We start from the raw sequence: 20833 nt of genomic DNA on the forward strand, positions 1-20833 counted from the left end.
GGGTTACAGGCCCAAGGCCGCCTCGGCGGCCGCGCCGACGCGCAGAAGCCGTGCCTCGTCGCCCGGCCCCGCCATCAGCATGACCCCGGCCGAGGCCACGCCCGTGGGCAATGTCAGCGCGCAAAGCCCCATCAGGTTGCCGATCCGCGTGTTGCGCAGGGTCATCAGGTTCTCGGACGCGAAGAGGTCGAGATCCGCCATCAGGTCGTCGATCAGCGGCGGGACATTGGCGACCGACGGCAGGATCACCGCGTCATAGCCCGCCACCGCCGCGTGCCATTCCGCGCGCAGCCCGCCGAGCCGCCGCCAACCTGCGACGTAATCGGACGCGTTATGCGCAGCCCCCGCGCGGAAACGGTCGCGCACGGGCGGGAACATCACGTCGGGCGTCAGCTCGATCGTCTCGCCCCAGATGCCGTAGCATTCGGCAGTGTAGAGAATGCCCGCCAGCGTCATCGCCTCGTCCACCGCCGGAATCTTGGCGTGGTCGATCACCGCGCCGGCCCGGCCGAACGCGGCGAGCGCGGTCTCGAATCCCTCGGCGGGGGCAGGGTGGATATCGTCGAAGGCCACCGATTCCAGCACCAGCAGCCGCATATTGGCCAGCGAGCCGCCGCGCAGATCCACGGGCGCGCTGCCGTCCAGAAGCGCGAAGGCCAGCGCCGCATCCTCGACATTGCGGGCAAGCGGTCCCACGGTATCGAAGCGCTCGGCCAGCGGCACGCAGCCGGTCAGCGGGATGCGCCCGGCGCTGGTTTTCAGACCTACCAGATCGTTCCACGCCGCCGGCACCCGCACCGAGCCGCCGGTATCCGAGCCGATGGCAAGAGGCGCCAGCCCCCAGGCTACCGAGGCCGCCGCGCCCGAGGACGAGCCCCCCGGCACGCGCGCGGGATCGTGGATCAGCGGCGGTGTCTGCGTCACCGGGTTCAGGCCCAGCCCGGAAAAGGCCAGCTCGGTCATATGCGTTTTGCCCAGAGGCGGCAGGCCTGCCTCGGTCAGGCGGTCGACGACCAGCGCGTCCCGCGCGGGCATCCGGCCCTTCAGCAACAGGCTGCCCGCCTCGGTCGGGACATTGGCCGTGTCGAACAGGTCCTTCCAGCTGACCGGCACCCCGTCGAGCAACCCGCGCCGCAGCCCGGCCTTTGCCCGCGCCCGCGCCGCCGCCGCGATTTCCAGCGCGTGCAGCCGCATGGTCTGGGTGTAGATCCGGTCGCGATGGGGATGCTCTTCGATCGCGTCCAGAAAGCTCTCGGTGAGATCCAGCGGGCAGATCTCGCCCGCCTCGATCCCGCGCCCCAGATCCGCCGCGCTCATCTTGCGCCAGGTTTCGCTCATGCCCATGCTCCCGCCGTTCCGCGCGAACGCTACCGCGCGCGTGTCGCATGGACAATCCCGGCGGCAGGAGTAGTTTGGCGCCATGACACAGGATGCCGATATTCTCATCGTGGGCGGCGGGCTGAACGGCCCGGCTCTGGCGCTGGCGCTGGCGCAGGGCGGGCTCAGCGTGACGGTGATCGATGCGCGCCCGGAAACCAGCCGCGCCGAGGAAACCTTCGACGGGCGTGCCTATGCGCTGGCGATCGCCTCGGTCCGGGTGCTGCAGGCGCTCGGCCTGTGGCGCGGGCTCAGGGACAAGGCACAGCCGATCCTCGGGATCCGCGCCAGCCAGGGCCATGCCGGGCGCGGCGCCTCGCCGCTGATGCTGGGCTTCGACGCGGCCGAGATCGAGGAAGGCCCGATGGGCCAGATGCTGGAAGACCGGCACCTCTATGCCGCCTTTCTCGACGCGATGAAAGCCGACGAGCGGATCACGCTGGTTTCGGGCGCGCGCGTGGTGGCGCAGGAAACCGGCGGCGGCTGCGCGACCGTGACGCTGGAAGACGGGCGGCGGCTGACCGGCCGGGTGCTGGTGGGCTGTGACGGGCGCGATTCGGCGGTCGCGGCGCGCGCGGGCATCTCGCGCTGGGGGCACGATTACGGACAGACCGCGCTGGTCTGCGCCATCGAGCATGAGCGCCCGCATGACGGCATCGCGCATCAGTTCTTCATGCCGCCCGGCCCGCTGGCGATCCTGCCGCTGCCCGGCAACCGCAGCTCGATTGTCTGGTCCGAGCGCCGCGCCACCGCCGAGGCGATCCAGACGCTGGACGAGGCGGGCTATCTGGACGTGCTGAAACCCCGCTTCGGCGATTTCCTGGGCGAGATCGCGCTGGCGGGCAAACGCTTTGCCTATCCGCTGCGGCTGACCGTGGCCGAGCGTTTCGTGGCCGAAAGGCTGGCGCTGGTGGGGGACGCGGCGCATGGTGTGCATCCGATCGCCGGACAGGGGCTGAATCTGGGCCTGCGCGACGTGGCGGCGCTGGCCGAGGTGCTGACGCTGGCCGCCCGAAGGGGCGAGGATATCGCCGCGCCCGACGTGCTGGAACGCTATCAGGAATGGCGGCGCTTCGACGTGACGCGGATGGCGTTGGGCATGGATGCGGTCAACACGCTGTTTTCCAACGGCAACCCGCTGCTCGAGGCGGTGCGCGGGCTTGGCATGGGCGCGCTCAATGCGCTGGCCCCGCTGCGGCGCCATTTCATCCGCGAGGCGGCGGGGCTGAACGCCGCCACGCCGAAGCTGATGCAGGGCGAGCGGATCTGACAGAAGGGGGCTGCCGCCCCCTCGGCGCTCTGCGCCTCACCCCCGCGAGTATTTGTGACAGAGTGAAAGGGCGAGGCCGGGACAATTTGATTCAAATGCCCCTTCACTCTGCTTCAAATACTCATTCGCGACGCCGGGGCCGGGATCAGGTCCCGCGGCGCTTGGCGCGCAGGGTGGGGTCGGCCTCGCGCGGGTTCTCGGGCCAGGGGTGGCGCGGATATTGCCCGCGCATATCCTTGCGCACATCGGCATAGGACGTGTCCCAGAAGCGCGGCAGGTCGGTCGTGACCTGAACCGGGCGCTGGGCGGGGGACAGCAGGGTGATCTTCAGCGGCAGCCGGCGCGGGCCGATGACCGGGTGTTCGGTGACGCCGAACATTTCCTGCAGCCGCACGGCAATTTCCGGCTGGCCGCCTGAATAGTCGATCGGCACGCGGCGATCGAGCGGCGTGGTGAAATGCGCGGGCGCGAGATGGTCCAGGCGCTGTTGCTGCTCCCAATCGAGGCTGTTGCGCAGCGCCTCGTGCAGGTCGAGGGCCTTCAGGTCCTCGGCGTTGCGGATCTTCGTCAGGTGGGGCAGCAGCCAGTCCTCGGCGCGTTCGAGAAGCGCTGCATCCGAGACATCGGGCAGGTCGGCGCCTTCCTCGCGCAAGAGCGCCACCCGGGCCTGCAGCCGTCTTGCCGCCGGACTCATGCCGCATTGCGCGAGGCCCAGCGCCCGTATCCCGTCCAGTGCGGCGCGGGCGCGGGCTTCGGGCGGGGCGGACCAGTTCCGCTCGGCGAGGACGAGCGCGCCAAGGGTTTCTTGCGATTTCGCCAGAATGCGGTTGTCGCGCTCGGACCAGTGGCAGAGATCCTGCCAGCGGATCAGGTCGGGAAAGAGCGCGCGCAGGGCCGCTTCCGAGATCGGCAGCGCCTGCCGGATCCGCGCCTCGCGCGGGTCGCCGTCGAGATCGGTGGCGACGATGAGCCGGGTCTGCGCCAGCGGATCGGCGGGATCGAAGACCGCGCCCTTGCCGCCCGAGAGCAGGTAGCGCGGCGCGTCGCCCTTGCGCCTGAGGCCGATCCGGTCGGGATAGGCGAGCGCGGCCATGTCGGAGGGGTCGAGGCCCTGATCCCCGGGCGCCAAACGGGCAAGGCGTTTCGCTTCCTGTTTCACCCGCTCCAGCGCGTCGCGGCGGATGGGGTGGGAATGGTCGTGCTGATAGCGGCGGGGATCAGCCAGCGCCTTCAGGCGCAGCGACAGGTCGGCGGGCGCGCCCTGCAGGATGTCGCGCTCGGCCAGCAGCGCGGCGAGCGGGGCCGCGCCCTGTCCCGCGCGCAGGAGCATATGCGCAAGCCGGGGATGCAGCGGCAGTGCCGCCATCGCCTTGCCATGCGCGGTGATCCGGTCCTGCCCGTCCAGTGCGCCCAGATTCCGCAAGAGGGCTTGCGCCTCGGCCAGCGGGCCCGGCGGCGGCGGGGTCAGGAAGGGCAGCGCGCTTGCCCCCCAGAGCGCCAGTTCCAGCGCCAGCCCGGTCAGATCGGCGGTTTCGATCTCGGCGGGCGGGAAGGCGGGCAGGGCGCCTTCCTGCCCCCTGGTCCAGAGCCTGTAGCAGGTGCCGTATGCCACGCGACCGGCGCGGCCCCGGCGCTGTTCGGCCTCGGCCAGGCTGACGCGTTCGGTGACCAGCCTGCTCATGCCGGAATTGGGATCGAACCGTGCGCGCCGGGCCTGCCCCGCATCCACCACCACGCGGATATCCGGGATGGTGAGCGAGGTTTCGGCGATCGACGTGGCAAGCACCAGTTTGCGCCCCTGCGGAGCGGGCGTCAGCGCGGCGCGCTGGTCCTTGAACGCCATGGCGCCGAAGAGCGGTTGCAGATGCACGTCGTCCGGCAGCTTCGGGGAAAGCAGCGCGGCGGTGCGGCGGATCTCGCCCTCGCCGGGCAGGAAGACCAGCACCCCGCCCTCGGTTTCCGACAGCGCTTTCAGGGTGAGTTCGGCCACCCCTTCGGGCAGACGGGCGCGCGCGGGCAGCGCGGTGTCGAGCCAGCGGGTATCGACCGGAAACGCGCGCCCCTCGGCGGTCAGCAAGGGCGCGTCGCCCATCAGCGCCGCGACCGGCGCGGCGTCGAGCGTCGCCGACATCACCACAAGCTGCAGATCCTCGCGCAGGGCCGCGCGGGCTTCAAGGATCAGCGCAAGGCCCAGATCGGCATTGAGGCTGCGCTCGTGGAATTCGTCGAAGATCACCGCGCCGATCCCCTCCAGCCCGGGATCGGATTGCATCATCCGGGTGAGGATGCCCTCGGTCACGACCTCGATCTTCGTCTCGCGCGAGGTCTTCGCCTCGCCCCGGACGCGGTAGCCCACGCGCCCGCCCGCCGTCTCGCCCAGCGTTTCCGCCATGCGCTCGGCGGCGGCGCGGGCCGCGAGCCTGCGGGGTTCGAGCATGACGATCCGCCCTTCGACATGGCCCAGCATCGCCAGTGGTACGCGCGTGGTCTTGCCCGCGCCGGGCGGGGCCTGCAGCACGGCCTGTCCCCGCGATTTCAGCGCGGCCAGCAGATCGGGCAGGAGCGGGTCGATGGGAAGGGCGGGGCCGGGCAGATCCATGCCCCGGTTATGATCAAGCGCGGCGCGGATGGGAAGGGGCGCTCAGCATGCCTGAACGAAGCGGGCGAGCAGCGGGTTGAAGGCACCGGGCGTCTGTCGGAAGGGCGCATGGCCCGCGCCCTGCAACCGCACGATCCCCTCGGACCAGAGGCTCGGCGCGGTGAGCGTGTCGAAATAGTCGGGCTTGATGAACGGGTCTTCGGCACCGTTGACCACCGCGAAGGGGACCAGCATGTCCGCCACGATCTGCCGCTCATCCAGCGGCGCCCCGGCGACGACCGATCCGAACATGGTTTCCCGCGCGCGTCCGTCGGTGCGCTTCACCATGGCCAGCAGATGCGGATCGACCGCGCCGTCCACGGCCCCGGTATGCAGCGCATAGGCCTGGGCGTCCTCCTCGGTGAAATCGCGCTTGGCGGTCAGGTTTTCCGCCGCGGGATCGATATTGAAAGCCTGCATCAGGCAATCGAGCGTCGGCGTCACCGGCGGTGTGCCGCTGATCATCACGCCGGCGACCGGCGCCTTGCCCCGGCCCGCCAGTTCCAGCGCGGCGTGACCGCCCAAAGACCAGCCGAAGACCACGGGTGCCTCGAGACCCAGCGCGGCGATCAGGTGTTCGAGAAGCGCGGCATAGCCCGCGAAGGTATAGGCCGAGCCGGGGTCGGGCGCGTCGTCCGAGGCCCCGTGACCCGGAAGGTCCGGGGCGATCAGGCGGAAACCGGCCAGTTCGGGCGCGTCGAATTGCGGCGCGAAGGCTTCCTTGCAGGCGGAATTGCCATGCACCAGCAGGACGGGGCGCCCGCTGCCGCGGCTGTCACGTATCGCGATGGTGCCGAAGGGCGAATCGAGGCGGATCGTATCGGGCATGGGACCTCCGTGGCTTTGCCGCGAAGCCTAGCCTAACGGATCACGACACGCAGCATTCCTTTCAGCACAAGCCGGAAGACGCCCCGACCGAGCCGGGCAAGCGCGGGGGCAAGCAGCGCCGCAAGCGAGGTGAGCGCCGAGAAAACTCCCGCGAACATCGCCAGCATCGCGTCGCTGAAGCGCAGGGTCAGGCGCATGAAGCGCGATTTGCCCAGCATCTCGAACGCGCCCAGCGTGCGCGGACCCAGCGCGTCCGAGGCGCGCGCGATCCGCGCAGCGTCGGCGGGGGCGTCGATCGCGCCCATCAGGTGCAAAGCCTGCCGCGTGCCCAAGCGCGTGTTGAGCCGCCCCAGATCCTGCGCCACGTCGACCGCCGGGCGGATCACGGCGGGCCGCGCAAGTCGCGCCAGATCGTCGGCCGACCGCACGGCGGGCAGCCGCGACCAGTCGATGCCGAAGGCGAAAGCGCGGCGGAACACGGCCAGGATCTCGGGCGCGAGCCGCCCCATCCGGTGCGCCACCCGCAACAGGCCCGAGCCGATCTTGACGCTATAGGACGTGCCGCCCGTGACCACGACAAGCCCGGTCGCGGCGATACCCACGAAAGCGATGCCCAGATCGACCTGGTCGACCGTCTCGCCCGCCAGGTAATGCCCGCCCTCACGCGTGAGCGCCACCAGATCCCCCAGCACCGTCAGGTTGACCGCGACACCGCAGCTCAACGCCGCTGAGATCGCGCAATCGCGCAGGTCCCAGGCGCAGGCCGCGCAATCGAGCCCGGTGGCGAGCCAGCCGTTATCCTCGGCATCGAGCGCCGCGCGCCGGGCCTGCAGCGCCTCGGGCAAGACGATGCCCTGCGCCTGCGCCAGCTCGAAAAGCGCCTCGATCACCACCCAGTCGCGCGGATCCTCGTCGAGCCTCGCCGCGATCCGGGCCTCTAGCGCCTCGGGCGTGGCCTCGCGCGCGAGCGCCTGCTCATAGGCCAGCGCAAGCTGCGCCTCGCCGCGCTCGATATAGGGCCGGAAGACCGGCAAGCGCGCCAGATCGGCCGCCCACCAGAGCGTCCAGCCCAAGGAGGCGATGGCGATGAGCGACAGGATCCCGCGCTCGATCCAGCGCCGTTTACGGGCTTTCGGGTCGGGTCCGGGTTTTCTGCGCAAGACGGCCATGATGCGCCCAATGTGGCGGGCGGCGGCGCGGGCGGCAATGTCGAATGAGTATTTGTGGCAAAGTGAAAGGGCAGGTGCGCCCTTTACCGGGCGACGATCTGCGGAGGGATACAAACAATTTTAGTAAAAATGCGCATCTTTGTTCCCGAAATATCCTCGGGGGGTGAATTTGGCGCAGCCAAAGAGGGGGGCAGACAGCCCCCCTTCTGCGCGCTCCGCAGGGCGCGCGCTCAGCGGCGGGAGCGGACCATGCCGACGATGTCGTAGGTCTTCTCAAGAATCGGGCGCGCGATGGCGTCGGCCTTGTCGGCGCCCTCGCCGAGGATGCGGTCGATCTCGGCCGGGTCCTGCATCAGGCGGCTCATTTCGGTCGAGATCGGCGCGAGCGAGGCGACCGCCAGATCGGCGAGCCTGGGCTTGAACGCGCCGAAACCCTGACCCGCGAACTCGCCCAGCACGGCGTCCTTGGTCATGCCCGACAGGGCCGCGTAGATATTGACGAGGTTCTTCGCCTCGGCCCGGCCTTCGAGCGCGTCGAAGCTGTCGGGCAGCGGTTCGGCGTCGGTCTTGGCCTTCTTGATCTTCTTGGCGATCGTGTCGGCTTCATCGGTCAGGTTGATGCGCGAGGCATCCGACGGATCGGATTTCGACATCTTCTTGGTGCCGTCGCGCAGGCTCATCACCCGCGTCGCGCTGCCCTCGATCACCGGATTGGTGATCGGGAAGAAATCCACCTTGTAATCGTGGTTGAACTTCGCGGCGATGTCGCGCGTCAGCTCGACATGCTGTTTCTGATCCTCGCCCACCGGGACATGGGTGGCGTGGTAGACGAGGATGTCGGCGGCCATCAGCGAGGGATAGGCGAAGAGCCCCAGCGAGGATTTCTCGGCATCCTTGCCCGAGGTCTTGTCCTTCCACTGCGTCATGCGGTTCATCCAGCCCATGCGGGCCACGCAGTTGAACACCCAGCCCAGCTCGGCATGGGCCGACACCTGGCTCTGGTTGAACAGGATGGATTTCGACGGATCGAGTCCGGCCGCCAGATAGCCCGCCGCCAGTTCGCGGGTCTGGCGTTTGAGCGCCTCAGGGTCCTGCCAGACGGTGATCGCGTGCATGTCGACCATGCAATAGATCGTCTCGATCCCCTGGCCCTGCATTTCGACGAAGCGTTTGATCGCCCCGAGATAATTGCCAAGCGTGAGACCGCCCGAGGGCTGGATGCCCGAGAACACCCGTTGGGTGAACTTGGCATTCGGACTTGCTGCGTCGCTCACTGGCGTGACTCCGTGGTGGAAAAAGCACTGCATGTCGCTTATCGCTGGCACGCCGGGGCGTCAACCGACGCCGCCGGAAAGCCCATCGGGGACCCCATGACCGACGAACAAGACGATGACGAGCGCCTGTTGCGCGATCTGAATTCCTCGCCCATCAACGCGCTGCCGGGGATGGTGTGGCTTCTGGTGCTGATGATCGCCGGGGTGGAGCTTTTGCTCAGCGCGGCGGGCTACGGGCTGATCGGCGGTGCCTCGGGCGTGGGCTGGCGGCTCGAGGCGATCCAGCGTTTCGCCTATTCCAGCGCGGTGCAGTCATGGATGCTGGAGACATGGCGGTTCCCGCCGATGCATCTGCTGCGCTACCTGAGTTTTCCGTTCATCCATGCCGGGCCGATGCACGCGGTCTTCGCCATCGTGCTGATCGCGGCGCTGGGCAAGATGGTGGGCGAGCGGTTCGGCGCGGCGGGGTTCCTGGCGCTGGCGGTGCTGGTGCCCATCCTGTCGGCCGTATTGTTCGGGCTGGTGATGGGCGAGGATCAGCTGGGCTGGCTGTTCGGCGCGATGCCCACGGTCTTTGCACTGGTCGGCGCGTTCACCTGGCTGAAATTCCGCGACGCTCAGGGCGACCGCGCGAAGCAGACGCGTGCTTTCGGCATGATCGCCGTCTTGCTGGGCGCGCGGCTGGCCTTCGGGCTGATCGCCGAGACCGGGCCCGGCTGGATCGCCGAGGTCGCGGCCTTTGCCTTCGGCTTCGGGCTGTCGGCGCTGGTCCTGGGGCCGGGAAGCTGGCAGCGGCTGCGCGCGCGGATCCGGGGATAGTGGCGGCCAGGGCGCTTAAGGCTTGAGGTCCGCCCGGCTTCTCCTACATGCTATCCGGACAATTTACCAAACAGGGGCTTTCACATGGGTATCATCGGCTCGATCATCATCGGGGGGCTGGCCGGCTGGTTTGCCTCGATGTTCATGAAATCGGATACCGGGATCTTGATGAACATCATTCTCGGGATCGTTGGCGCCGCGGTGGCCGGGTTCCTCTTCGGCCTGCTGGGCGTCAGCTTTTCGGGCATCCTGGGATACCTGATCGCGGGCTTCATCGGGGCGTCGATCCTGATCGCCGTGGGGCGCAAGGTCTTCTAGGCCGGTGCGGGCGGGGCCTCAGCGGCCCCGCTTCATCGCGGATCTGAAATCCGACAGGCGGAAGGCGCCGATCAGGGCGCCGACGCCGAAATAGACCACGATACCCGACAGGACCATCGCCAGCACGGCGAGGTAACGCCAGCCCTGCATCTGCAGCATCGGGTCCAGAAGCTGGATCACCCCCCAGACCGCCGCGCCCATGATCGCCGCCGCCGCGACGATACGCGGGGCTCGGGCGCGCAGGCGGGTGTCGAACTGCGCGGCCTCGCCCATGCCCCGGCTGCCGCGCCAGAGCTGCCAGACCATCACCCAGCCCGCCGCCGAGGTGGCGACCGCCGCGGCGATATAGCCGATCAAAGGCGCCAGCCCGATGGCGAGGGCTGCGTTCACCAGCATCGACACCACGGCATAATTGAACGGCCGGCGGGTGTCTTCGCGCGCGAAGAACAGGGGCTGCAGCACCTTCTGCAGCACGAAGGCGGGCAGGCCGATGCCATAGACGGCGACGGCCAGCGCGGTGGCGGCGGTGTCCTCGGGGCCGAAGCGGCCGCGCTCGAACAGGGCCGAGGTCAGCGGCACGGCGGCCACGACCAGCGCTACCGCCGAGGGGATCGTCAGCGCCAGCGCGAATTCGGTGGCGCGGCTGTAGGAATGGCGCGAGCCCTCGGCATCGCCCCCTTTCAGGCGCCGCGACAGGTCAGGCAGCAGCACCACGCCGATGGCGATGGCGACGACGCCCAGCGGCAGCTGATAAAGCCGGTCGGCATTGTAGAGCCACGCCACCGCGTCGCCGAAATACGAGCTGACCTGCCGCCCCACCAGCAGGTTGATCTGCACCACGCCGCCCGCCAGCATCGCGGGGGCGGCGATGATCGCCAGCCGCTTCATCTCGGGCGAGAGGCGGGGCAGGCGGGGGGCCAGCGTGATCCCCGCCCGGCGCGCGGCCTCCCAGACCAGCGCGAACTGGGCGATACCGGCCACCGGCACGGCCCAGGTGATGGCAAGGCCCGGATCCCAGCCCATGACCGGCACCAGCCAGAGCGTGGCCACGAAAATGATGTTCAGAAGCACGGGCGCCGCGGCGGCGGCGGCAAAGCGTCCGGTGGCGTTCAGCACGCCCGAGGCCAGAGCGGCCAGCGAGATGAACAGGATATAGGGAAACGCGATGCGCCCGTAATCGACGGCGAGATCGAAGCGTTCGTCCCCCGCAAAGCCAGAGGCCATCAGCAGAACCAGCCACGGCATGAAGACCTGCGCCAGCAGCGTCAGCGCCAGAACCAGCGTGGCAAGGCCCGACATCGCCTCTCGCGCGAAATGGCCGGGATTGTCGCCGGCTTCGTATTTCTTCGAGAACATCGGCACGAAGGCGGTGTTGAACGCGCCCTCGGCAAAGAAGCGGCGGAACATGTTGGGCAGCGAGAAGGCGACGATGAAGGCCTGCGCGGCGGGGCCGGTGCCCAGAACGGCGGCGATCCAGGCATCGCGCACGAAGCCCAGGATGCGCGAGGCCAGCGTCCAGCCGCCCACGGTTGCAAAGCCCTTGATCAGGCGGATCGGCGTCACGATGACCTCTTCATGCCACGGGGAGCCACGGCATCGGGTCCCTCTTCCTGCGGGTCTTTTCGCATTGTCGCACGCGGCAGGCCAGCGATTTAAAGGGCCTGCGGCGGGGGCTTCACGGCGCCGGCATCGGTGCGCTCAGCCCTGCCGCGCGCGTTCGGCCCCGGCCTCGATCGCGGCGCGGAGTTTCTTTTCCAGGGATTCCTGCCGCGACTTGGCGTGCAGTTTCAGGCCGAACATGTCCTTGACGTAGAAGCTGTCGACGACCTGCACGCCATAGGTCGCGATGGCGGCGGTGGCGATGTAGATGTTGTTGGCGGCCAAAGTCCGCGTCAGGTCGTACAGCAGGCCGGGCCGGTCGCGGGTATCGACCTCGATGATCGTGTAGATATCCGAACCGTCATTGTCGAACACGATCTTGGTGGGCACCCGGAACTGCCGCTCGCGGCGCTTGACCTTGTCGCGGCTGACGAATTCCTGCGTCGCCACGACCTCGCCCGCGAAAGTGCGTTCGATCATCTTGCGCAGGCGCGGCAGGCGCGCGGCCTCGTAGGGCTTGCCCTCGGCGTCCTGGATCCAGAACTCGGCCGTCGCGTAGCCGTCCTTGGTGGTATAGGTGCGCGCATCGACGATATTCGCACCCACCAGCGCCAGCGCCCCCGACAAGCGCGAGAAGATGCCGGGATGATCGACCAGCGCGAAACAGACGCGGGTGGCATCGCGGTCTTCGACCAGTTGCAGATCGACGCGGATTTCGCTGTCGGACAGGCCGCGCAGCAGCTTGGCGAAGACCACATGCGTGTCGGTCATCAGCCCCTGCCAGTAGGGCCCGTAATGGCGCGCGGTTTCGGCGCGCAGATCGGCGCGGGACCAGTCGGGCAGGGCCTCGCGCAGGGCGCGCTTGGCTTCGTTTTCGCGGTGCGAGCGGTTCAGCGCCTCGGCCCCGCCTTCGAGCAGGTCGCTGGTCCGCGCATGGAGCTGGCGCAGCAGCATGGCTTTCCAGTTGTTCCACGTATTCGGGCCGACGCCGCGAATGTCGCAGACCGTCAGCACGGTCAGCAGGTCAAGCCGCTTGCGGGTCTTCACCGCCTTGGCGAAGTCGCGGATCGTGCGCGGATCGGCGATGTCGCGCTTTTGCGCCACGTCCGACATCAACAGGTGATGGCGCACCAGCCATTCCACGGTTTCGCATTCCTCGGGATTCAGCCCCAGCCGCGGCGCCACCTTGCGCGCGATCTGCGCGCCGAGGATCGAGTGGTCCTCGGGCCGGCCCTTGCCGATATCGTGCAGCAGCAGCGCGATATACAGGACCTTCCGGTTCACGCCCGCATCGAGGATCTTCGACGACAGCGGCAATTCCTCGATCAGTTCCTTGCGCTCGATCTGTGCCAGGGTCGAGATCACCTGGATCGTATGCTCGTCCACCGTGTAATGGTGGTAGACGTTGAACTGCATCATCGCCACGATCGGCTCGAATTCGGGAATGAAGGCGGCCAGCACACCCAGCTCGTTCATCCGCCTGAGCGCGCGCTCGGGGTTGCCGTGCTTGAGCAGCAGGTCAAGGAAGATGCGCACCGCCTCGGGCGATTCGCGCAGGCCCGTCTCGAACAGGTGCAGATTGGCCGAAACCAGCCGCATCGCGTCGGGATGGATCAGCAGGCCGGTGCGCAAGGCTTCCTCGAACAGCCGCAGCATGTTGAGCGGGTCCTGCAGAAAAGCCTTCGGATCGACGATGTTGAGCCGGTTCAGATCGACCCGGTAGCCATCCTTGACCTTCTTGCGCCGCCGCAGAAGCCGCATCAGCGCGGGCGCCTTCTTGACGTGGCGCGCTTCCAGCCCGGTCAGGAAGATGCGCGTCAGCTCGCCCACCTGCGTGGCGTGGCGGAAGTAATCCTGCATGAAATGCTCGACCGCGCGGCGCCCGCCATGGTCGATATACAGCATCCGCTCGGCCACTTCGGGCTGCACGTCGAAGCTCAGCGTGTCGCTGGCGCGGCCGGTGAGGAAATGCAGATGGCAGCGCACGGCCCACAGGAAGGTCTCGGCGGCGCGGAAGCTCTGGTATTCGGCCTCGGTGAAAAAGCCGTGACCGACCAGCTCTGCGGCCTTGTCGGCGCCGTAGATATACTTGGCGATCCAGTAGAGCGTCTGCAGGTCGCGCAGCCCGCCCTTGCCCTCTTTCACATTGGGCTCCAGCACATAGCGCTGGCCGCCCTGCTTGCGGTGCCGCTCGGCCCGCTCGGCGAGCTTCGCCTCGACGAAATCGGATTGGGTGGTGGCGAACAGCTCGGCCCGCAGGCGTTTGCGCAGGGTCTGCGACAGCGCCTCGTTCCCGGTCAGATAGCGGGTTTCCAGCAGCGCGGTGCGGATCGTGTAATCCTCGCGCCCGAGCTTCAGGCATTCATCCACCGTGCGCGAGGCATGGCCGATCTTCAGCTTCAGGTCCCACAGCATGTAAAGCGTGGATTCGATCACGCTTTCGGCCCAGCCGGTGATCTTGGCGGGCAGAAGGAACAGCAGGTCCACATCGGAATGCGGCGCCATTTCCGCCCGCCCGTAGCCGCCCACCGCCAGCACCGCCATGCGCTGCCCCTTAGAGGGCGCGCCGTTGGGATGCAGGTCAAGCTGGGCGATACGCAAGGCCGAGATCACCACGACATCGACCAGCCATGTCTGCGCCCGCACGAACGAGCGGGAATCGCGCGGCGCGGTGGACAGGGTGTCGGCCAAGACCGCGTTTCCGTCACGCAAAGCCTGTCCCAGCGTCTTGACGGCGAAAGCGCGGATCTCGCGCGGGTCGTCCAGGGCCGTGATCCCGTCGCGCAGAGCGGTATCCAGCCGGTCCAGGTCGCAGATCCGGGTTTCATCGACGATCATCGCCTCGCCCGGTTCGGGCGCCGGGGGAAGCGCGTAGCGCCGCTGGGCCTGAAGGGGCATGGCGGGGTCGGCAATCGTCACGACAGAACCTCTCTGAGGGGCCTTGGGCCATCCCTGCCGGGGCCATCCGGCGGGATGGCCGCTCAAGGGGCAGGACTAGCGCGGCGTCACAGCCCGGTGCCCGCGAAGCTGCGCGGCGCGGGATCCAGGATCACCACCGCGTTGTCGCGGATCGCGGCCACGGCCAGCCCGCGCTGGTTGGTGCCGTCGGGCAGGAAGCGGAACACGCCGTTGACGCCGACAAAGCCCGATCCCTGCGTCAGCGACGCGCGCGAGAAGGCATCGGGCGAACCCGTCCCCAGCAGCGCGCCGATCGCGGCGATCCCGTCATAGGCCAGACCGGCAATCGGGTGCGGCGCGGCGCCATAGGCGGCCTCGTAGCGGGATTCGAACTGCCCGGTGACGGCCGGGTCGGGCAGGGTGAACCAGCCCTCCTGCAGGCCGCGCAGCTGCAGCGTTGCGGGCGGCACGTTCCATTGCGTCACGCCCATGAACTGGAATTGAGGCGGGGCGATGCGGTTGTCGGGCAGAAGCTGCGCCAGAACCGGCAGGGCGCCCGCGCTGTCGGCGGTGAAGAGGATCGAGCGCGCGCCCGAGGACCGCGCGGTCGAGGCCAGTTGCGGCAAGGCGTTGACGATGCCCTGTTGCGAGAACTCATACGTCTCGGTGGCGACGATCTGCGCCCCGGTTTCGGCGGCGGCCCGGTTGACCGCGGCCAGCATCAGCTCGCCCCCCGTCGTCCGCTCGCCGATCACCATCACCTGCCCGCGGTCATTGGCATTGGCATAGGTCAGGATGCGCCGCGCCGCGTTGTCGGGCGTCAGGCCCAGCACGAAGACGTTGTTGCCCGCGATGGCCGGGTTGTTGGAAAAGGCCAGCACGTTGATGCCGTCGCCCGCGACCGCGGTGCCGACCGCCGTCGCCTCGGCGCCGTGGACCGGGCCCAGGATGATGCGCGCGCCTTCGTCCACCGCCTGGCGCGCCACCTGCGCGGCAATCGCCGGGTCGCCCTGGGTGGAATAGACGCGCAGGTCGATCTGCACGCCGGTCAGGTCGCCCACCGCCAGCCGCGCCGCGTTTTCCAGGTTCGAGGCCAGGATGTCGTTCCCCTGCGTCGCCGATCCCGCCGGAACCAGAAGCGCCACGGAAACCGGCGCCTCGGGGTCGATGCTGGCAGTCCCGCCGCCGCTCAGGCCGCCCAGATTGACAGGACCGCAGGCGGCAAGGGCCAGAAGACCGATCAGGGCGCCGCGACGGGTCAGGCTTTGCAGGGTGCGGCGGGGTCTGAAGATGGCGCGCATCGAAGTCCTCTCGGTGACTTTGGTTCGGGTCTTGGGACGGTTGGAAAACGGGGGCCTGTTCACAACCGGGTTATGACACCGATCTGCATCGGTGCGGGGGGATGACAAGGGCGATTATCGGGCTGCGGCTTGCAGCGGGTTGCAACGCGGGCAACAGTATTGAACAGCAGGGGTGAAGTAAACGTGTCTGTGGAGCGAGCATGACCCAGGACGATAAGCCGGAGCGCCCCGAAAGCCCCGAAACCGGACCCGAAGCGGGCGCCGATGCGCAAGGCTCCGCCGATGCGGCGGGCGAGGGCGGCGCGGGCTGGCGCCGCGCGCCGGGGCGGATTGCGCCGGGGCTGCATCTGGTCTCGACCCCGATCGGCGCGGCACGCGACATCACCCTGCGCGCGCTCGACCTCTTTGCCGGGGCCGACGTGCTGGCGGCCGAGGATACCCGCAGCCTGCGCCGGCTGATGGAGATCCACGGCGTCCGGCTGGGCGGGCGCCCGCTGATCGCCTATCACGACCATAACGGCGCGCAGGTCCGGCCGCGCCTGATGGCGTATCTGGCCGAGGGAAAATCGGTGGCCTATGCCAGCGAGGCGGGAACGCCGCTGGTGGCCGATCCGGGCTTTCAGCTGGCCCGCGCCGCCACGGCCGAGGGCCACACGGTGCTCGCCGCACCCGGCGCCTCGGCGGTGCTGGCCGCGCTGGCGGTGGCGGGACTGCCAAGCGACCGCTTCTGTTTCGTGGGCTTCCCGCCCGCGCAGGGCGGGGCGCGGCGCGCGTGGCTGGATGAAGTGACGGCGATCCCCGCGACGCTGGTCCTGTATGAAAGCCCCAAGCGCGTTCACCGATTGTTAGGGGAATTGGCGCACCATGGCGGACGCGAGGCGGCATTGTGCCGCGAATTGACCAAACGCTACGAAGAAGTGATTCGCGGCACGCTGGACGATGTCGCCCGGGCGATCGAAGGGCGCGATCTGAAAGGCGAGATCGTCGTTCTGCTGGGCCGGCCGGACGCGCAGGCTCAGGACATTGATCTCGATGCGGCATTGCGGGCGGCGATGGACGGTGCGTCGCTGCGCGAGGCGGTCGATGCGGTGACCGAAGCTACCGGCCTGAAGCGGCGGCAGGTCTATCAGCGGGCGCTTGCGCTGGCGAAGGATGACGACTGAAAGGAAAGGACGATGAGCGGGTCGGTTTCTTATCACGCGGGATTTTCCGCCGAGGGGCAGGTCGCGCGCGACTATCAGCGCCGGGGTTTCCCGCTGGTGCAGCAGCGCTGGCGCGGCAAGGGCGGGGAAATCGACCTGGTGATGCGCGACGGCGACGGCTTCGTCTTCATCGAGGTGAAGAAGAGCCGCAGCCATGCCCGCGCCGCCGAACGGCTGTCGGCCCGGCAGATCCGGCGGCTCTTTGACAGCGCGTCGGAATTTCTGGGTACCTGCCCGCTTGGCCTGAACACGCCCGCGCGTTTCGACGTGGCGCTGGTCGACGGGATGGGCCGGATCGAGATCCTGGAAAACGCGCTCTGCGCCTGACGGCGGCGAAACCTGCGGCCCGGGCGTATCGGTCTGCGAGCCATGACGGTGTCGGGGGCTGTGGTGAAACACGGGACTTGCGCCGGGCAATTGAAACTTCCCCGCGTCTGGGCCATCTATCCTGTGGGCCGGCATTCTGCCGCGTCCGGATTGACCGGCAGGAGGTGGCATGGCGCTGCGAATCGCTTTCCAGATGGACCCGATCGAGGGCGTCAACATCAACGCGGATTCGACCTTCCGCCTGGCCGAGGAAGCGCAGGCGCGCGGCCATGACATGTGGGTCTATACCCCTGACAAGCTGACCTTCGACGAAGGCCGTCTCTACGCCAAGGCGCGGCCCTTCACCGTCCGGCGCAGCCAAGGCGCGCATGTCGATTTCGGGCCGGTCGAGCGGATCGCGCTGGACACGATGGATGTCGTCTGGCTGCGTCAGGACCCGCCTTTCGACATGGGCTATATCACCACGACGCATCTGCTGGACATGATCCGCGACAAGGTGCTGGTGGCGAATGACCCGTTCTGGGTGCGTAACTACCCGGAAAAGCTGCTGGTTTTGCAGTTCCCGGACCTGACGCCACCAACGATGATCGCCCGCTCGCTCGACGAGATCAAGGATTTCAAGCATCGCCATGGCGACGTGATCCTGAAGCCGCTCTACGGCAATGGCGGTGCGGGCGTGTTCCGGCTGGATCACAACGACCGCAACCTGTCCTCGCTGCACGAATTGTTCACCGGTTTCTCGCGCGAACCGCTGATCGTGCAGAAATTCCTGCCCGCCGTGTCCAAGGGCGACAAGCGCGTGATCCTGATCGATGGCGAGCCGATCGGCGCGATCAACCGCGTGCCGGCCGAGGGCGAGACGCGCTCGAACATGCATGTCGGCGGACGCCCCGAAAAAGTCGCGCTGACCGAACGCGACCGCGAGATCTGCGCGCGGATCGGCCCGCTTCTGCGCGAGAAGGGCCAGGTCTTCGTCGGTATCGACGTGATCGGCGACTGGCTGACCGAGATCAACGTGACCTCGCCGACCGGGATCCAGGAGCTCGAGCGATTCGACGGCATCAATGTTGCCGGGCGTATCTGGGAGGTTCTGGAGGAAAAGCGCGCCGCCTCATGAGCTGGCAGGCGCAGGTGATCCGCGCCCTCGCGCATCGCGTCTCGCGCCCGGCCCTGCGCCGGCAGCGCGACCCGCTCGCGGCGCGGGCGCGGTTCGAACGCTTCGCGCGCCGCAGCCTCCGCGTCCCGCCCGGCACGCTGGACCTGCCCGGCCGCGCCGGGGGTGTCCCCGGCCTGTGGGTGTCGAACCGGCCCGACGACAGCGGCGTGATCGTCTATTTCCACGGCGGCGCTTACCTGATGGGCAGCCCGCGCACCCATCTTCCCCTGGCCGCCGAGCTGGCCCGCCGCACCGGGGCGCGGGTCTTCATGCCCGAATACCGGCTGGCCCCCGAACACCCGTTTCCCGCCGCCTTCGAGGATGCCGAGGCCGCCTATGACGGGCTGCTTGCGCTGGGTCACAGTCCCGAAAGCCTTGTTCTGGCGGGGGATTCCGCGGGCGGCGGGCTGGCGCTCGCGCTGCTGGCCCGGCTCTGCGCGCGCGGTCTGCGCCCGGCAGGCTATGTCGGCTTCTCGCCCTGGACCGACCTTACCCTGTCGGGGGCGTCGCTCGTGACCAACGCCTCGCGCGATCAGCTTTTGCCGGGCCACCGCCTGACCGAGATCCGCGCGATGATCCTGGGCGGGGCCACGCCGCAGGACGCGATGGATCCCCGCCTCTCGCCGCTCCATGCCGAGTTTCCCGCGCCGCCGCCGGTGCTGATCCATGCCGCGCAGACTGAGATCCTGCGCGACGACGCCCTGCGGATGCGCGGTCGGCTGCCGCGCGCCGAGATCCGGCTGGCCGGCGATCTGCCACATGTCTGGCCGATGCTGTTCAACTGGCTGCCCGAGGCACGCGACACGCTGGACGACACCGCGCGCTTCATCCGGCGGGTTCTGGCACCAGAAGCCGGAAGCTGATCGCCTCGGCCACATGCGGCGCGCGGATGTCGGCGCTGCCCTCGAGATCGGCGATGGTCCGCGCCAGCCGCAGGACCCGGTGGTAGCCGCGCGCGGTCAGTCCGAACCGGTCTGCCGCGCGGGCCAGGATCGCGCGACCCTCGGTATCGGGCGCGGCGATCTCTTCCAGCAGCGCGCCCTCGGCATCGGCATTGACCCGAAGACCCGGCAGGCCGTCGAAGCGTTGCGCCTGACGCGCCCGTGCGGCGGCGATGCGCGCGGCGACCACCGCCGAGGTCTCGCCCGAGGCGGGCAGGTCCAGATCGGCCCAGCCGACGGCGGGCACATCGAGCCGCAGGTCGAAACGGTCCATCAGCGGACCGGAAATGCGGCCGATGTAATCCTCGCCGCAGGACGGCGCGCGGTTGCAGGCGCGCCCCGGCTCGGCCAGGAACCCGCAGCGGCAGGGATTGGCCGCGGCGACCAGCAGGAAACGGCAGGGATAGCGCACATGGGCATTCGCGCGGGCGACGACGACCTCGCCCGTCTCGATGGGCTGGCGCAGGGTTTCCAGCACCGCGCGGGGAAATTCGGGCAATTCGTCCAGGAACAGCACGCCGTTATGGGCCAGGCTGATCTCGCCCGGCTTCGCGCCCTTGCCGCCGCCAACGATGGCCGCGACTGACGCCGTGTGATGCGGTTCGCGATACGGGCGCTGGCGCGAGATGCCGCCATCGTCCAGAAGCCCGGCCAGGGAATGAATCATCGAGGTTTCCAGCGCTTCGCCGGGGGACAGCGGCGGCAGCAGGCCGGGCAGCCGCGCGGCGAGCATGGATTTCCCTGAACCGGGCGCACCGATCATCAGCAGGTGGTGACGCCCCGCCCCCGCGATCTCCAGCGCCCGCTTGGCGCGTTCCTGCCCCTTCACGTCGCGCAGGTCGCGGGTTGGCGGCGGCTCGGTCACCTCGCCCGGGCGGGCGCGGGGCAGGGGGGCGCGACCGGTGAAATGGGCGATGGCTTCCTGCAGGCTGGCGGGGGCGAAGACCTGCGCGGCGCCGACCCAGGCGGCTTCGGCACCGCAGGCACGCGGGCAGATCATCACGCAATCGGCGGCGGCGGCGGCCATCGCGGCGGGCAGCGCCCCGACCACCGGGACCAGCGCGCCGTCGAGCGACAATTCGCCCAGCGAGACCGATTGCGCCAGATCCTCGGGCGGGATGATGCCCAGGGCAGCCAGCAGCGCCAGCGCGATGGGCAGGTCGAAATGCGAGCCTTCCTTGGGCAGGTCGGCGGGTGACAGGTTGATGGTGATGCGCTTGGGCGGCAGGGCGATCGACAGCGAGGTCAGCGCGGCGCGCACGCGTTCGCGCGCTTCCGAGACCGCCTTGTCGGGCAGGCCCACGACGTGAAACGCGGGCAGGCCGGGCGAAAGCACGCATTGCGCCTCGACCAGCCGGGCCTCGAGCCCGTCGAAGGCCACACTGCGCGCGCAGGCCAGCATCCGTCCCCCCGCTTTCCAAACCCCTGCCGAACGGGCTCAGGATCGCGGTTAACTATTTAAGAGAGGTTAACGGAACAGCAGCACTCGGAAGCGGACCGCCCCATGCAAACGGGCGCCTCGAGGGGCGCCCGCGTCAAGTTTCCGGTCAGGGACCGATGACTTGATGATTTTCGACACGACGCCGGCGGCGCCCGGAGTGTCCAGGATCACTTGATGATCTTGGAGACGACCCCTGCCCCGACGGTACGGCCGCCTTCACGGATGGCGAAGCGCAGCTTCTCTTCCATGGCGATCGGGGCGATCAGCGAGACTTC

General features: G+C 68.7%; 17 protein-coding genes. 7 read left to right on the forward strand and 10 right to left on the reverse strand.

Annotated features, from left to right (window positions below; translation table 11 throughout):
* Positions 1-3: 3 nt before the first annotated feature.
* Complete coding sequence (locus C4N9_RS21425; protein WP_245902656.1) at positions 4-1338, reverse strand: amidase; 1335 nt, start codon at positions 1336-1338, stop codon at positions 4-6.
* Between the two features lie 82 nt (positions 1339-1420).
* Here C4N9_RS21425 and C4N9_RS21430 point away from each other — a divergent pair, with 82 nt between their 5' ends.
* Entirely contained in the window at positions 1421-2647 is a 1227-nt protein-coding gene (locus tag C4N9_RS21430; protein WP_109535388.1) for an FAD-dependent monooxygenase, read from the forward strand.
* Between the two features lie 145 nt (positions 2648-2792).
* Here C4N9_RS21430 and hrpB read toward each other — a convergent pair whose 3' ends face one another.
* From hrpB to trpS, 4 genes are all read right to left on the reverse strand, one after another.
* Positions 2793-5246, reverse strand: coding sequence for an ATP-dependent helicase HrpB (gene hrpB, locus C4N9_RS21435; protein WP_109535389.1), 2454 nt, complete (start codon positions 5244-5246; stop codon positions 2793-2795).
* A gap of 42 nt (positions 5247-5288) precedes the next feature.
* Positions 5289-6113 (reverse strand): alpha/beta fold hydrolase, encoded by an 825-nt coding sequence (locus C4N9_RS21440; RefSeq protein WP_109535390.1) that lies wholly within the window; start codon positions 6111-6113, stop codon positions 5289-5291.
* 32 nt (positions 6114-6145) lie between these two features.
* Positions 6146-7282 (reverse strand): hypothetical protein, encoded by a 1137-nt coding sequence (locus C4N9_RS21445; protein ID WP_109535391.1) that lies wholly within the window; start codon positions 7280-7282, stop codon positions 6146-6148.
* A gap of 230 nt (positions 7283-7512) precedes the next feature.
* Positions 7513-8556: a tryptophan--tRNA ligase gene (trpS, locus tag C4N9_RS21450; protein WP_168192316.1), complete on the reverse strand. Its 1044-nt coding sequence runs from the start codon at positions 8554-8556 to the stop codon at positions 7513-7515.
* Positions 8557-8652: 96 nt separating this feature from the next.
* On the opposite strand from trpS, the gene C4N9_RS21455 reads away from it, so the two are divergent.
* Both C4N9_RS21455 and C4N9_RS21460 read left to right on the forward strand, forming a co-directional pair.
* Positions 8653-9375, forward strand: coding sequence for a rhomboid family intramembrane serine protease (locus C4N9_RS21455; RefSeq protein WP_109535393.1), 723 nt, complete (start codon positions 8653-8655; stop codon positions 9373-9375).
* Positions 9376-9459: 84 nt separating this feature from the next.
* Positions 9460-9693, forward strand: coding sequence for a GlsB/YeaQ/YmgE family stress response membrane protein (locus C4N9_RS21460; protein WP_109535394.1), 234 nt, complete (start codon positions 9460-9462; stop codon positions 9691-9693).
* A gap of 18 nt (positions 9694-9711) precedes the next feature.
* Here the strand turns inward: C4N9_RS21460 and murJ are convergent, their stop codons facing one another.
* The 3 genes from murJ to C4N9_RS21475 form a co-directional block, all read right to left on the reverse strand.
* Positions 9712-11256 carry a murein biosynthesis integral membrane protein MurJ gene (murJ, locus tag C4N9_RS21465; protein ID WP_109535395.1) on the reverse strand — a complete coding sequence of 515 codons (1545 nt, stop codon included), beginning with the start codon at positions 11254-11256 and terminating at the stop codon, positions 9712-9714.
* A 135-nt stretch (positions 11257-11391) separates the two neighbouring features.
* Positions 11392-14190: a [protein-PII] uridylyltransferase gene (locus C4N9_RS21470; protein WP_168192317.1), complete on the reverse strand. Its 2799-nt coding sequence runs from the start codon at positions 14188-14190 to the stop codon at positions 11392-11394.
* A gap of 107 nt (positions 14191-14297) precedes the next feature.
* Positions 14298-15491: a penicillin-binding protein activator gene (locus C4N9_RS21475; protein WP_109535396.1), complete on the reverse strand. Its 1194-nt coding sequence runs from the start codon at positions 15489-15491 to the stop codon at positions 14298-14300.
* 200 nt (positions 15492-15691) lie between these two features.
* On the opposite strand from C4N9_RS21475, the gene rsmI reads away from it, so the two are divergent.
* The 4 genes from rsmI (at position 15692) to C4N9_RS21495 (ending at position 19039) form a co-directional block, all read left to right on the forward strand.
* Entirely contained in the window at positions 15692-16654 is a 963-nt protein-coding gene (gene rsmI, locus C4N9_RS21480) for a 16S rRNA (cytidine(1402)-2'-O)-methyltransferase (RefSeq protein ID WP_109535397.1), read from the forward strand.
* 12 nt (positions 16655-16666) lie between these two features.
* Positions 16667-17020 carry a YraN family protein gene (locus C4N9_RS21485; protein ID WP_109535398.1) on the forward strand — a complete coding sequence of 118 codons (354 nt, stop codon included), beginning with the start codon at positions 16667-16669 and terminating at the stop codon, positions 17018-17020.
* Positions 17021-17195: 175 nt separating this feature from the next.
* Entirely contained in the window at positions 17196-18137 is a 942-nt protein-coding gene (gshB, locus tag C4N9_RS21490; protein ID WP_109535405.1) for a glutathione synthase, read from the forward strand.
* Complete coding sequence (locus C4N9_RS21495; protein ID WP_109535399.1) at positions 18134-19039, forward strand: alpha/beta hydrolase; 906 nt, start codon at positions 18134-18136, stop codon at positions 19037-19039. Before gshB ends, C4N9_RS21495 begins: the two co-directional genes overlap by 4 nt.
* Here C4N9_RS21495 and C4N9_RS21500 read toward each other — a convergent pair.
* Both C4N9_RS21500 and C4N9_RS22410 read right to left on the reverse strand, forming a co-directional pair.
* Entirely contained in the window at positions 19002-20519 is a 1518-nt protein-coding gene (locus tag C4N9_RS21500) for a YifB family Mg chelatase-like AAA ATPase (protein WP_109535400.1), read from the reverse strand. The genes C4N9_RS21495 and C4N9_RS21500 overlap by 38 nt on opposite strands.
* Positions 20520-20725: 206 nt before the next feature.
* Positions 20726-20833: EF-Tu C-terminal domain-related protein (locus tag C4N9_RS22410; protein ID WP_146195182.1), on the reverse strand; the 108-nt coding region annotated here is incomplete at its 5' end.

It is taken from the genome of Pararhodobacter marinus, from assembly GCF_003122215.1.
GTDB classification, from domain to species: domain Bacteria; phylum Pseudomonadota; class Alphaproteobacteria; order Rhodobacterales; family Rhodobacteraceae; genus Pararhodobacter; species Pararhodobacter marinus.